General features: G+C 73.0%; 12 protein-coding genes. 6 read left to right on the forward strand and 6 right to left on the reverse strand.

Annotated elements, in window-relative coordinates; genetic code table 11:
- Positions 1-141: 141 nt before the first annotated feature.
- Positions 142-420: a hypothetical protein gene (locus ACFWRO_RS36655; RefSeq protein WP_384518918.1), complete on the reverse strand. Its 279-nt coding sequence runs from the start codon at positions 418-420 to the stop codon at positions 142-144.
- A 182-nt stretch (positions 421-602) separates the two neighbouring features.
- Positions 603-1,385: a hypothetical protein gene (locus ACFWRO_RS36660; RefSeq protein ID WP_384518921.1), complete on the reverse strand. Its 783-nt coding sequence runs from the start codon at positions 1,383-1,385 to the stop codon at positions 603-605.
- Positions 1,386-1,579: 194 nt separating this feature from the next.
- Here ACFWRO_RS36660 and ACFWRO_RS36665 point away from each other — a divergent pair, with 194 nt between their 5' ends.
- Positions 1,580-2,158 carry a transglycosylase family protein gene (locus ACFWRO_RS36665; RefSeq protein ID WP_384518924.1) on the forward strand — a complete coding sequence of 193 codons (579 nt, stop codon included), beginning with the start codon at positions 1,580-1,582 and terminating at the stop codon, positions 2,156-2,158.
- A gap of 12 nt (positions 2,159-2,170) precedes the next feature.
- Here ACFWRO_RS36665 and ACFWRO_RS36670 read toward each other — a convergent pair whose 3' ends face one another.
- From ACFWRO_RS36670 to ACFWRO_RS36680, 3 genes are read right to left on the reverse strand one after another with little or no spacing between them, the layout of a single operon-like run.
- Positions 2,171-2,836 (reverse strand): ATP-binding cassette domain-containing protein, encoded by a 666-nt coding sequence (locus ACFWRO_RS36670; protein ID WP_384518927.1) that lies wholly within the window; start codon positions 2,834-2,836, stop codon positions 2,171-2,173.
- On the reverse strand, positions 2,833-5,511 hold the full coding sequence (locus ACFWRO_RS36675) for an ATP-binding cassette domain-containing protein (protein WP_384518930.1): 2,679 nt from the start codon (positions 5,509-5,511) through the stop codon (positions 2,833-2,835). The genes ACFWRO_RS36670 and ACFWRO_RS36675 overlap by 4 nt, the downstream gene beginning before the upstream one ends.
- Positions 5,499-5,933: a hypothetical protein gene (locus tag ACFWRO_RS36680; RefSeq protein ID WP_384518932.1), complete on the reverse strand. Its 435-nt coding sequence runs from the start codon at positions 5,931-5,933 to the stop codon at positions 5,499-5,501. The genes ACFWRO_RS36675 and ACFWRO_RS36680 overlap by 13 nt, the downstream gene beginning before the upstream one ends.
- A gap of 132 nt (positions 5,934-6,065) precedes the next feature.
- Between ACFWRO_RS36680 and ACFWRO_RS36685 the strand changes: the two genes are divergently transcribed.
- From ACFWRO_RS36685 to ACFWRO_RS36700, 4 genes are all read left to right on the forward strand, one after another.
- The gene (locus ACFWRO_RS36685; RefSeq protein ID WP_384518935.1) at positions 6,066-6,581 is read left to right on the forward strand and encodes a hypothetical protein; all 516 of its coding nucleotides are present in this window, start codon (positions 6,066-6,068) and stop codon (positions 6,579-6,581) included.
- The gene (locus tag ACFWRO_RS36690) at positions 6,559-7,848 is read left to right on the forward strand and encodes an ABC transporter substrate-binding protein (protein ID WP_384518937.1); all 1,290 of its coding nucleotides are present in this window, start codon (positions 6,559-6,561) and stop codon (positions 7,846-7,848) included. Before ACFWRO_RS36685 ends, ACFWRO_RS36690 begins: the two co-directional genes overlap by 23 nt.
- 52 nt (positions 7,849-7,900) lie before the next feature.
- Positions 7,901-9,172, forward strand: a complete 1,272-nt coding sequence (locus ACFWRO_RS36695) for a glycosyltransferase family 4 protein (RefSeq protein ID WP_384518940.1) — start codon at positions 7,901-7,903, stop codon at positions 9,170-9,172.
- Between the two features lie 65 nt (positions 9,173-9,237).
- The gene (locus tag ACFWRO_RS36700; protein WP_384518943.1) at positions 9,238-10,215 is read left to right on the forward strand and encodes a helix-turn-helix transcriptional regulator; all 978 of its coding nucleotides are present in this window, start codon (positions 9,238-9,240) and stop codon (positions 10,213-10,215) included.
- Here ACFWRO_RS36700 and ctaD read toward each other — a convergent pair.
- Positions 10,163-11,866, reverse strand: coding sequence for a cytochrome c oxidase subunit I (ctaD, locus tag ACFWRO_RS36705; protein ID WP_384518948.1), 1,704 nt, complete (start codon positions 11,864-11,866; stop codon positions 10,163-10,165). The genes ACFWRO_RS36700 and ctaD overlap by 53 nt on opposite strands.
- Positions 11,867-12,197: 331 nt before the next feature.
- Here ctaD and ACFWRO_RS36710 point away from each other — a divergent pair, with 331 nt between their 5' ends.
- On the forward strand, positions 12,198-12,401 hold the full coding sequence (locus ACFWRO_RS36710; protein WP_384518946.1) for a proteinase inhibitor I78: 204 nt from the start codon (positions 12,198-12,200) through the stop codon (positions 12,399-12,401).
- Positions 12,402-12,453: the final 52 nt, after the last annotated feature.

A 12,453-nucleotide genomic window follows, 5' to 3' on the forward strand; every position in this document is an offset into this window, starting at 1 on the left:
TTTGGGTAGTTTTTTTTTTCTTCACTCCCGCGGGTCCCGTCGACTCGCCCCCAGAATGTGTTCTTCCCGTCCGCGGGGGGGGGCCGGGCCCCCCCCCCCCCGGCCCTCCGCCGTATCCCTGTCCGTCCGTACCGCTCCGTCCTACAGCCCCCTGCGGGGCCCCGGCGGGAGTGCCGCCGGGACGTGGTGCTGCGCCGACCACGCCGTCGGATGCGCCGTGTACCGGTGGTGTCCATGTCCATGGACCTGGACACCGTACAGACCCGTGCTCACCTGCGTCCCGAAGGCCCGGAAGCCGAGGTCCTCCTCGCCGCTGCGATCACCCGGCAGCGCGCGGAACGACCGGCGGTACTCCGAGTACAGCGCGTCGTAGATCGGCGTCGACGACTGGCCTCCCACGAGGTCCTGCGCGGGGCGCATGGAGGGGATCGAACCCGGAACGGGCTGGCGGAGTGGGTCGTATGTGTGCACGTATGTGCCAACGACCCCGCCCTCCGTCGGATGCGGGCGGCTCTCGGAAAGAGGAGCCTGCCGCGGCCGGGGCACGGTCGGAATCCAGGGGCCGAACCCCCGTGCTCCTATGCCTCGGCGCCCGTGCTCCGTCACGTGCCGGCCAGCGGCATCGCGGCGGCGACCAGACGGCCGTTCGCCGCGGCCTTCTCCAGGGCGTCGCGGAGCAGGTCCTCGCGCGGCTGCTGGCCGATCGATCCGACCGGCGCGGCGAAGACCAGGACCGTGTGCGACTTGTTGGCCGCCGCGCGCCAGCCCTCGGTGACCTGGAGCGGCTGGTGCGCCTGCCACCAGGCGGCCTGGCCGGTGCCGCCCGTACCCGGCTGGAGCACCGAGTGCAGCTGGCCCATGGCGACGAGCACGGACCAGCCCGGGAGCGTGCCCGGCTTCTGGTTCACGTCCGCGATCGGCTGGAAGCCCTGCTCGACCAGGAGCGGCAGGAACTCGTCGCTCAGCCCGTCCGTACCCGGGCGGGCGACCGGCGCGGTCGGTTCGACGACGAGCGCCGGGTGCAGCTCGCCCTCGATCAGGACGAGACCGCTGGTGACACCCAGGACCGCCTGCTCGGGGTGGGCGGCGCTGAGCTCGTCCGCCGCGTCCGTGGCGGCGATGGAGCGTACGGCGCCCTGGAGCTGCTCCTCGGCGACCTTGACGACCTGGGACGGAATGCAGCTGGCGTGGGCGAACGCCAGGACGGCGGTCTCATCGCCGACGAACAGCACCGTGCTCGTGCGCTCCTGGTCGGAGTCGCCCGGCGTGCGGCAGGAGGTGCAGTCGTAGCTGCCCGGGGCGTTGTCGCCGGCGAGCAGCCGGTCCGCTTCTTCGTCGCCGATCTCGGCGCGTACGTCCTCGCTGACGTCGAGCATGCGCGGCACGGGGGACTCCCTGGACTCGGTACGTGCGACGCCGGGCGGTTCCCGGCTCGTCTCATGACGACTTCAACGGGGAAGGATCGGCCGGGGTCACGCGTCCGGGTGCGGCAACTTGTGTGACTCCGACCGGGTGGGGGACGCGCGTCCTCCCGCGCGGCACGGCTCCGGTACGCGGGTGTGGTGCCTAGCCTGCCGCGATGTCGAAGATCAGATTGTGGGCAGTCGGCGCGTCGGCGGCCTCGCTCATGGCGCTCGTTCCGGCCCCTTCGTCGGCGCTGGCGCTTGCGCCGACGCTGGCCCGCGCCGCGGGTGGGCCGTCGGTGAAGGCTGCGCCCGCGTACGCCTGCGCCAAGGACCAGTGGCCGTGGGGCTGCGTCGCCGAGTGCGAGAGCAGTGGCCGCTGGCACATCAACACCGGCAACGGCTTCTACGGCGGACTCCAGTTCTGGCAGCCGACCTGGGAGGAGCACGGCGGTCTGAAGTACGCCAAGCGCGCCGACCTGGCGACCCGTCAGCAGCAGATCAGGATCGCGGAGGAGGTGCTGCGCACCCAGGGGTGGGAGGCCTGGCCGGTCTGTTCGAAGCGGTACAAGCTGAGCGGGCGGGCCCATGTGGTGCAGCCGGGCGACACGCTCAGCAAGGTCGCGACGAGGTTCGGGATCGCGGGCGGCTGGCAGGCGCTGTACAAGGCGAACCGGAGCGTGGTGGGCGCGGATCCGAACCGGCTGATGGTCGGGACGATGCTGCGGATCTCGCCGCTCACCGTGCTGGGGTGAGCTGGGGTGAGCTCACCGTGCTGAGGTGAACTCCGCCGCCTCCCCGCTGAACGCGAGGGAGCCGCGGCGCAGTTCGTGGAGGAGCGTGCCGGGTGGGAGGCCGGGGGGAGGGCGCTGCTCGGCGAGTACGACGGCGGCGGCGCCGCCGCCCGGCTCGGCGAGGGCGGCGAGCAGTCGGTACGTACGGGAGGAGACCTCGGGCGACAGGCCGAGGGACGGCTCGTCGACCAGGACCACGCGCGCGGGGGTCAGCAGGGCCCGGGAGAGCGCGAGCATCCGGCGCTCGCCGCCGGAGAGGGTGCCGGCGGTGCGGGGGAGGAGGGGGGTGAGTTCGGGGTACGCGGCGAGGGCCTGTTCCCGGTCCCCTGGGGCCAGGTCCAGGTTCTCGGCGACCGTGAGCGTCGCGTACACCGCTCGCAGGTCCGGTACGAAGCAGAGCCCGCGCCGCGCACGGGCGTGGGCGTGGAGGCGGGTCACGTCCGCGCCGCGCCACAGGACCCGGCCGGAGGAGAGGGGCACCGTGCCCGCGAGGGCGCGCAGGGCGGTCGTGCGGCCGGAGCCGTTGCGGCCGACGAGGACGGTGACGGTCGCGGCCGGGACGGCCAGGTCGAGGCCGTGCAGGGCCTCCAGGGGGCCGTAGCGGACGCGGGCGGCGCGCAGGGCGATCTCGACGCTCATGACACGATCCGGCCCCCTTCCATGGTGTGCACGGTGTGGGCGAGACCTGCGACCAGGTCCGGGTCGTGCTCGACGACGAGCACGGTGAGGCCGTCGGCGGCGAGGGCGGCCAGGATCCGGGCGAGGGCCTCGGTCTCGGCGGCGTCCAGACCGGCGGACGGCTCGTCCAGGAGGAGCGTGTGCGGGCGGCCTGCGAGGGCGCGGGCCAGCTCGACCCGGCGCAGGGTGCCGGTGGGGAGGTCGGCGGCCGGGTGGTGGCGGACGGGGCCGGCCAGGCCGAGGAGGCGGAGGGCCTGTTCGGTGTGGGCGGGGGAGCGGTGGTGGCCCTGCTCGGCGCCGAGGCGGACGTTGTCCTCGACGGTGAGGGAGGGGAAGACGGCGAGCTGCTGGAACGAGCGGGCGACGCCGAGCCGGGTGCGGGCGTGGGCGGCGCGGGCGGTGATGTCGGCGCCGTCGAGGGTGACGCGGCCGTCGGTGGGGCGGAGGGCGCCGGCGAGGCAGTCGAAGAGGGTGCTCTTGCCGGCACCGTTGGGGCCGACGAGGGCGGTGACGCGGCCGGGGGTGAGGGCGAGGGTGACGTGGGAGAGGGCGGTGAGGCCGCCGGGGTGGGTGAGGGTGAGGTCGTGAGCGCGGAGCCGTGCGGGAGCGGGGGCGGGTGGGGTGGGTGCGGTGCGGTGGGCCGGTGCCGGCCGGTGGGGGTGCGCCCGGCCTGCGGCCGGGCTGGGGTTCCCACCCGCACCACCCGTACTACTTGTCGACAAAGGTGCGGATCCACCTGTGGGTGGTCGTCCGCCGGCGGCGGCTGCGGCGGGCGGGGTGGGGGTGGGGGGAGACGTGGCCGTCGCGGGGGTCGACCAGGGCTCCGGTGCTCTGGGGGCGTCGGTGGCTGCCGCGTCGAGGCTGTCGGGTTGCCCGCCTCGTCCCGGGAGCCAGGACGTCAGTGGGGGGATTCTGCCTGTCAGGGCTGCCAGGAGGCCGATCGTGGCCGCGGCCACGCCGCCCCTCGTGCCCGCGTCCAGGCCGACCAGGAGGGCCGCGGCCGCCAGGGGGGAGAGGAGGCTGTCGGCGCCCAGGACGACGATCGCGGCGAACCAGAGGAGGCCGCGGACCGGGTCGTATGCCTCCGGGTCGAAGGCGCGCAGGCCCATGCCCAGAAGGCCGCCGCCCAGGGCCGCGAGGGCGGCGCCCAGGACGAAGGCCAGGAGCTTGAGCCGGCTCACCCGTACCCCGGACGCCTCCGCGCCCGCCTCGTGGTCGCGGAGGGCGGCGAGCGCGCGGCCCGTGCGGCCCCGGCGCAGGGCGGCGACCAGGACCAGGCAGCCGGCCAGGACCACGAGCTCCAGGACGTAGTAGCGGCGGTCGTCCGCGAAGCCCGCCGGGCGGCCGAGCTCCAGGCCCGCCGTCGCGTACGGCTGGACGAACACGAACCGACTGACCGCCACCCCGACCGCCAGCGTCACGAGCGCCAGGGCCAGCCCGTGCCGCCGGATCGCCGGCCACCCCGTCACCAGGCCAAGGGGGGCGACCAGGAGCACCGCGAGCGCCAGGGCCGGGAGTTCCGGCAGGCCGCCGGCCGCGAGCAGCGCCGTGAACAGGGCGCCCAGACCCGCGTACGCCGCCTGGCCCAGCGCGATCTGCCCGCCCCGGCCCGTCACCACCACCAGCGAGAGCAGCACGATCGCGAGCGCCGGGACCTGGATCGCCGTGTGCAGGTCCGTCCCCGCGAAGCCCAGCGGGAGCAGGAAGAGCACCCCGACCGTGAACCACACCCCCGTAGGGGTTCGGGGCGCGACCGCGGGCGGCGGTAGCGAGTCCCTTCCCCGCCCCCCTACCCCCGGCACGACCAGGGCCGCCACGAGCAGCGCCACCACGAACAGGTTCGTCCCGACGGCCTGGACCAGCGGTCCCGCCCAGCCCTCCGGGTGGAGGCGGGTCAGCTGTGCCTGCGCCACGCCCAGCGCGAGGGCCGTCACGATCGCGACCGGCAGGCTGCGCATCCGGGCCACCACCGCGACCGCGATCACCTCGACGACCAGGAGCGGCATCCCGTACGGGTCGAGCCGTACGTACGGGGCCAGCAGCACCCCCGTGAGCCCCGCCGTGAACGCGCCGAACGCCCAGCCGCCCGCCGCCACCCGGTCCGCGTCGATCCCGCCCAGCATTGCCAGCGGCCGGTTGTCCACCACCGCCCGCAGCTCCCGCCCGAACCGGGTCCACCGGGTCACCGCGCCCACCGCCACCGCCAGCACTACGACCGCCGCGAGCTGCGTCCACGGGTCGTCGCCGAGGAGCACCGGCGCGTCCGCCCGCGCCCCCGTGCCCCACAGCAGCGCCGCCCCGCCCACCAGAAGGACGAAGACCCCGATGGAGGCCACCAGGGTCTGCGCCGGGTTCGAGCCGAGCAGCGCGAGCGGGCGGAACACCGCCCGGTCCAGGACCAGGCCGATCCCCGGCGCGACCACAAGCAGAGTCACCAGCGCGCCCAGCGGGAGCGGCCAGCCCCACTCGACCACCAACTGCCGCAGGACGTAGGCGCAGACCATGGCGATCGCGCCGTGCGCCAGATTGAGCACCCCGGTCGCCCGGTAGGTGACGATGAGCCCGATGCCGGTGAGCGCGGCGGCGCTGCCGACCGCGAGTCCGGCGAGGGTGAGGTCGTACGTCAGCGAGGCCACGGCTCACACACCGGACAGGGGTCGAGCTCCGCCTCCCCGGCCGGTTCGGCGTCCGCCCGGCCCGCCACCAACGGGCAGTCGGGGCGGTGTGCAAGGGTTCCGCCCGGCACCCGGACCGGGGGTTCGGTGGAGGAGGGCGCGGGATCGGTCTCGGACTCGGTTTCGTCCGGAAGGGTCGGTCCCTTCGCCGTCGTCGGGGCCCGGTCGCCGCCCGCCGTCCCCGTCACGAGCAGTGCCCCGGCCACCGACACCGCCCCCGCCACGATCAGCGCCGCCCCCGGCACCGTGCACGAGGCGAGGTAGGGCAGCTGGCGTTCCGCGAAGCGCTCGCCGGAGATCCCGTACCAGCCGAGGACGCAGAGCACCGCACCGCCGGCGACCGCCGCGAGGCCGCCCCACAGCAGGACGCGGGATGTCGGCACGGGACCTCCCTCGATTCGAGCCCCTGCACCCATATCATGCTGAATGTTCTGTTCCTTGCGCTATGTCGGGAATCGGCCCACCCTGGAATCATCCAGCCGCCCGGCCCCGACGGACACCCGGTGGTGAGCCAGATGGTTCTCAAGCGACACGGTCGACGCTCACGCACTTCCTTCGCCGCTCTGGCCGCCGCCTCGGCCCTCGTGCTCGCGCCCGTGCTCGCGGGCTGCGGTGACGACGACGTCGCCGGTGACCCGATCGCCACGGGAACGCGGTCCGTCGCGAGTGACCGTCCGTCCGACCCCGTCGCCGCCAAGGCCGAGATCACCAAGAACTGGACGGCCTTCTTCGCCCCGAACACCCCGGCCGCGGAGCGGGCGAAGCTGCTCGAGAACGGCGAACAGCTGGGGCCCGCCCTTGAGGCCCTGATGACCAACGCCGCCGCCTCGCAGGCCACGGCGAAGGTCACGGGGGTCGAGTTCACCTCGCCGAACGACGCGAACGTGACGTACGACCTGCTGGTCGCCGGGACCACGGCCGTGCCGAACGCGAAGGGCACGTCGGTCCTCCAGGACGACACCTGGAAGGTGTCCGCGAAGACCCTCTGCGGCCTGGCGCAGCTCAGCGGTGCGAGCGTTCCGGGTTGCTGAGGCCGGCGGGGCGCTGCTCCTCGCCGCGCTGCTCGCCCTGACCACGGCGTGCGGCAGCCGGCTCCCGGAGGGCGCGTTCGAGACGCGGCCCACCGCCACTTCCCCCTCCGGCGGTGAGCCGCTCCGGGTCGGCATCATCACCAGCGAGACCAGCCCCGTCGGCGGCGACGCCTTCACCGGACCGCGCGACGGCGCCCGCGCCTGGTTCGACGCGCTCAACGCCCGGGGCGGTCTGAACGGTCGCCGGGTCGAGGTCGTCACCTGCGACGACGGCGGCAGTGGCGTCGGCAACAACGAGTGCGTGCACCGGCTGATCGACGAACGCAAGGTGTTCGCACTCGTCGCCACCACCGCGCTCGACTACGCCGGCGCCCCGCTCGTCTCCAAGGCGGGCGTCCCCGACATCGGGGGCCAGCCGCTCACCGCCGCGTACGAGACCTATCCGCATCTGTACGGGATCTACGGCAGCCTCGCCCCGCGCACCGGAGAGACGCCCGGCTGGAACGGCGTCCTCTACGGCGGGACCGAGGTCTACCGCTGGTTCAAGCGCGAGCACTCCGCCCGTACCGCCGCCGTCGTCGCCTACAACCAGGCCGCGTCGACGGCGTACGCCCGGCTGATCTCCGACGGGCTGCGCGCCGAGGGGTACCGGGTCGTCGACGAGCAGGTCGACTTCGCCCTGCCCAACTTCCGCGCCGTCGCCGCCGATCTGCGGGCGCAGGGCGCCGACCTCGTCTTCGACGCCCTGGACACGCACGGCAACGCCCAGCTCTGCGAGGCGATGGAGTCGCTGGGCGTCGAGGTCACCGCCAAGGTGACCAACGTGCAGAACTGGTCCTCGACCGTGCCGCGCGACTACGCCGATTCCCCCTCCTGCCGGGCCTCGCTCTTCGTCACCGGATCCAGCCGCAACTACGCGGACACCGGGCACGCGGCGGTCCGCGAGTTCCGGGCGGCGATGGGCGACCGGCCGCTGTCCCAGTGGCAGTTGGAGGGCTGGGCGGCGGCCATGTGGTTCACGGACGCGGCGCTCTCCTGCGGGGACCGGCTCACCCGCGCCTGCGTCGAGGGGTACGTGAACCGGGCCGAGCCGTACACCGCGCGCGGGCTCCTGCTGCCCGTCCGCTTCGAGCAGCTCCCCGAGCCGCCGAAGACCCGGGAGACCTGTCTCTCCGTGGCCCGCTGGCAGGACGGGCGCGGCTGGGTCGCGCAGGGCGACATGAACAGCGACTGCGCCACCGTCCCCCAGATCGGCTACCGGCCGTGAAGAGTAAAGTCGCCACCTACCGACCATACTGACCGGGGGAATCGGCGACCCGATGCGCATCTCGTTCCTGCTCCACAACGCCTACCACATCGGCGGCACCATCCGGACGACGTTCACCCTCGCCCAGGTGCTCGCCGAGCGGCACGAGGTCGAGATCGTCTCGGTCTTCCGGCACCGCGACGAGCCCGTGCTCGGTCTGCCCTCCGGTGTGACCCTGCGTCACCTCGTGGACCTGCGCAAGGACAGCCCCGACCAGGAGAACCCGGACCTCTCCCGTCCCGCCCGGGTCTTCCCGCGCGGCGACGGCCGCTGGAAGCAGTACAGCGCGCTCACCGACGCCCGGATCGGCGCGCACCTGGCGTCCGTCGAGGCCGACGTGGTGGTCTCCACCCGGCCCGGGCTCAACGTCCACCTCGCCCGGCAGACCCGGCGCGGCCCGGTCCTGGTCGGCCAGGAGCACCTGATCCTGGACGGCCACACCTACCGGCTGCGGCGCGAGATCGCCCACCGCTACGCCGTCCTGGACGCCGTCACCACGGTCACCGAGGCCGACGCCCGCTCGTACCGGACCCGGCTGCGGCTGCCGGGCGTACGGATCGACGCGGTGCCCAACAGCGTGCCCGCGCCAGGCCTTCCGCCCGCCGACCCCGCCTCGAAGCTCGTCGTCGCGGCGGGCCGGCTGACCCCGGTCAAGCGGTACGACGTGCTGGTCGAGGCCTTCGCCCAGGTGGCCGCGGCCCGCCCGGACTGGAAGCTGCGCATCTACGGCGAGGGCGACCAGGGCGGCAACACGAGGCCCGCGCTGACCCGGCAGATCGAGAAGCTCGGCCTCGGGGAGAACGTCTTCCTCATGGGCATGGCCAACCCGATGGAGCCGGAGTGGGCGAAGGGCTCCATCGCCGCCGTCACCTCGCGGCGCGAGTCCTTCGGCATGACCCTCGTCGAGGCGATGCGGTGCGGCCTTCCGGTCGTCTCCACCGACTGCCCGTACGGCCCCCGCGAGATCATCGAGGACGGCGTGGACGGGCGTCTCGTGCCCGTGGACGACGTCTCCGCCGTGGCCGGGGCCCTGCTCGAACTCATCGAGGACGACGAGCTGCGCGCAAGGACCGCGAAGGCGGCGCTCACCGCGTCGGAACGGTTCGACCCGGTCCGGATCGCGGCCCGCCACGAGGAGATCTGGACCGAGCTGGCCGCCCGGGGCGCGAGCGGCCGCGCCCACGGCCGGCTGAGCGAGACCCGGCACCGAGCGGTCTCCACCGCGGTCGACGCCGTGTACGAGCTGAAGCGCCGCGTCGGGGTCCTCGTCCGCCGCTTCCGCTGAGGAGCCGGTCGCCGGGGAGCCATTGAGGACCGAACCCGTCCGCGACGGCTGGCAGACTCGGCCGCATGTTGGAGACCTCCGCACGGCTGCTCCGTCTGCTCTCGCTGCTGCAGGCCCACCGCGAGTGGTCCGGCGCCGATCTCGCCGACCGGCTCGGGGTGACCACCCGGACCGTGCGCCGGGACGTCGACCGGCTGCGCGAACTCGGCTACCCGGTCAACGCCAGCCCCGGCACGGGCGGCGGCTACCAGCTGGGCGCCGGTGCCGAACTGCCGCCGCTGCTGCTCGACGACGACGAGGCCGTCGCCGTCGCGGTCGGGCTGCGGACGGCCGCCGGGCAGGGCGTCGAGGGCATCGGCGAGGCCTCCGTACGCGCCCTGGCCAAGCTGGAGCAGGTGCTGCCCGGCCGGTTGCGGCGCCGGGTGAGCACCCTGAACGCCTTCACCGTGCCCATGCTGCGCACCCCGGTGAGCCAGGTCGACCCGACCGTCCTGACCGAGCTCGCCAACGCCTGCCGGGACAGCGAGCGGCTCCGCTTCGCGTACCGCGACCACGGCGGCTCGACCACCCGCCGCACGGTCGAGCCGCACCGCCTGGTGTGCACCGAACGCCGTTGGTACCTGGTCGCCTGGGACGTGGACCGGGCCGACTGGCGTACGTTCCGGGCCGACCGGATCGAGCCGACGCCGCCCCACGGCCCCCGCTTCCCGCCCCGCGAACCGCCCGCCGAGGACCTGGCCGGCTATGTCGCGAAGGGCATCTCGGGGGCGGCCTACGCGGCCGAGGCGACGATCCGGCTGCACGTCCCGCTCGCCGAGGCGGCCGCGGCCGTCGGCCCCATGGACGGCGTCCTGGAGCCGGACGGCGACGGCGCCTGTCTGCTGCGCGCGGGTGCGGGCAGCCTGGCGGGCATGGTCGTCCATGTGCTGATGCTGGGCGTCGAGTTCGAGGTGGTCGCCCCGCGCGAGCTCGACGACCGGGTCCGGACGCTCAGGGACCGGCTTTCTCGCGCCGTGGACCGGTCGGAGCGCTCGGAGCGGTGAGCCGCATCCGCTCGTAGGTCGCGAACTCCGGGTGGTGCAGGTCGAAGGCCGGTGCCTCGGAGCGGATCCGCGGGACCGCGTCGAAGTTGTGGCGGGGCGGCGGGCAGGACGTCGCCCACTCCAGCGAGCGGCCGAACCCCCACGGGTCGTCCACCTCGACCAGCGGCGCGTAGCGGGCGGTGCGCCAGACGTTGTACAGGAACGGCAGCGTGGAGGCGCCGAGCAGGAACGCGCCGATGGAGGAGACCGTGTTGAGCGCGGTGAACCCGTCGGCGTCCAGATAGTCGGCGTACCGCCGGGGCATGCCCTCCGCGCCGAGCCAGTGCTGCACCAGGAACGTGAGGTGGAAGCCGACGAAGAGGGTCCAGAAGTGGACCTTGCCGATGCGCTCGTCGAGCATTCTGCCGGTGAACTTGGGCCACCAGAAGTAGAAGCCGGCGAAGGTCGCGAAGACGACCGTGCCGAAGACCGTGTAGTGGAAGTGCGCCACGACGAAGTACGAGTCGGTGACGGCGAAGTCCATCGGCGGCGAGGCGAGGATGACGCCGGTGAGGCCGCCGAAGAGGAACGACACCAGGAAGCCGACCGACCAGAGCATGGGGGTCTCGAAGGAGAGCGAGCCCCTGAGCATGGTGCCCGTCCAGTTGAAGAACTTCACCCCGGTCGGCACGGCGATCAGGAACGAGAGCAGCGAGAAGAACGGCAGCAGCACCGCCCCGGTCGCGAACATGTGGTGCGCCCACACGACCACCGAGAGCCCGGTGATCGCCATCGTCGCGGCGATCAGCGTCGCGTAGCCGAAGATCGGCTTGCGCGCGAAGACCGGGAGGATCTCGCTGACGATGCCGAAGAACGGCAGCGCGATGATGTAGACCTCGGGATGGCCGAAGAACCAGAACAGGTGCTGCCACAGCAGCGCCCCGCCGTTCTCGGGCTGGAAGACCAGCGAGCCGAACCGCCGGTCCGACTCCAGGACGAGCAGCCCGGCGGCGAGGACCGGGAAGGCCATCAGGACCAGGATCGCGGTGAAGAGGATGTTCCAGGTGAAGATCGGCATCCGGAACATCGTCATCCCGGGCGCGCGCATCCCGATGATCGTCGCCAGGAAGTTCACCGAGGTGAGGATCGTGCCGAAGCCGGAGAGCGCGAGCCCCATGATCCACAGGTCCGGGCCGATCCCGGGCGACCGCTCCAGGCTGTTCAGCGGGGCGTAGGCGGTCCAGCCGAAGGCGGCGGGCCCGCTCGGCACGAGCAGCGAGCCGATCACCATCAGGCCGCCGAAGAGGAACAGCCAGTACGAGAACATGTTCAGCCGCGGGAAGGCGACGTCGGGGGAGCCGATCTGGAGCGGCACCAGCTCGTTGGCGAAGCCGGCGAAGGTGGGCGTCGCGAAGAGCAGCAGCATGATCGTGCCGTGCAGCGTGAACGCCTGGTTGAACTGCTGGTTGTCGAGGATCTGGATCCCGGGGCGGGCCAGCTCCGCCCGCATCAGCATCGCCATCACCCCGGCGGCCAGGAAGAAGAGGAACGAGGTCACCAGATAGAGGTGGCCGATCTTCTTGTGGTCGGTCGTGGTGAGCCAGTCGATCAGGACCCGCCCATGCCGCTCCCGAGGTGATTCGACGGCCGCGGTCGCGGTGTCGGTGCCCATCGATGCCTCCGGTGCGTCCGATCGTCCGGTCATGATGCGCGCCTCGGCGACGGGGACACGGGAGGCGGGCCGCCGGGCTGCTCCGGTCGGCCGAACGTGTGCGCGTTCTGCGGGGAAATCGTGAAAACCGAGAGGTGGCCGTGGTCCTCTGAATTCGCCTGACCGGACTGCGCGGCGGAATTCAGGAAGCGCTTGCGGGAACAAGCGGAACGGGCCCGGAATTGCCGGGGATTCGGCCGGAAACTGCCCTTCCGAGTGACGGCGCTCGTGTCAAACATATGTCGAGAAGCTGTGACACAAGCGTGACCGGTAAGGGACTAACGTGAGTCGCATGACACCCAAGCCGACCTCCCCCGTACCGCCGGAAGACTATGTGGGTCTCGACCACGAGCGGGCCGAAGGGCTCGCCCGTGACCACGGCTGGAGCGTGGTCCGTTCGCTGCCACCGGGCTCGATCATCACGATGGAGTACCTGGAGGGCCGCATCAACTTCGAGGTGACGGACGGTACCGTCACGCGCTGCTGGCTGGGCTGACGGTCATCACGCACGACCGCATGAGGAAGGGCCCCGGCGCGCTGCCGGGGCC

Source organism: Streptomyces sp. NPDC058579, assembly GCF_042718575.1.
GTDB lineage: Bacteria > Actinomycetota > Actinomycetes > Streptomycetales > Streptomycetaceae > Streptomyces.

Bases quoted from the DNA above. Each gene is read 5' to 3' on its own strand.
- ACFWRO_RS36655 (WP_384518918.1), bottom strand. From the start codon at position 420: ATGCGCCCCGCGCAGGACCTCGTGGGAGGCCAGTCGTCGACGCCGATC.
- ACFWRO_RS36665 (WP_384518924.1), top strand. From the start codon at position 1,580: ATGTCGAAGATCAGATTGTGGGCAGTCGGCGCGTCGGCGGCCTCGCTC.
- ACFWRO_RS36670 (WP_384518927.1), bottom strand. From the start codon at position 2,836: ATGAGCGTCGAGATCGCCCTGCGCGCCGCCCGCGTCCGCTACGGCCCC.
- ACFWRO_RS36685 (WP_384518935.1), top strand. From the start codon at position 6,066: ATGGTTCTCAAGCGACACGGTCGACGCTCACGCACTTCCTTCGCCGCT.
- ACFWRO_RS36695 (WP_384518940.1), top strand. From the start codon at position 7,901: ATGCGCATCTCGTTCCTGCTCCACAACGCCTACCACATCGGCGGCACC.
- ACFWRO_RS36700 (WP_384518943.1), top strand. From the start codon at position 9,238: ATGTTGGAGACCTCCGCACGGCTGCTCCGTCTGCTCTCGCTGCTGCAG.
- ctaD (WP_384518948.1), bottom strand. From the start codon at position 11,866: ATGGGCACCGACACCGCGACCGCGGCCGTCGAATCACCTCGGGAGCGG.
- ACFWRO_RS36710 (WP_384518946.1), top strand. From the start codon at position 12,198: ATGACACCCAAGCCGACCTCCCCCGTACCGCCGGAAGACTATGTGGGT.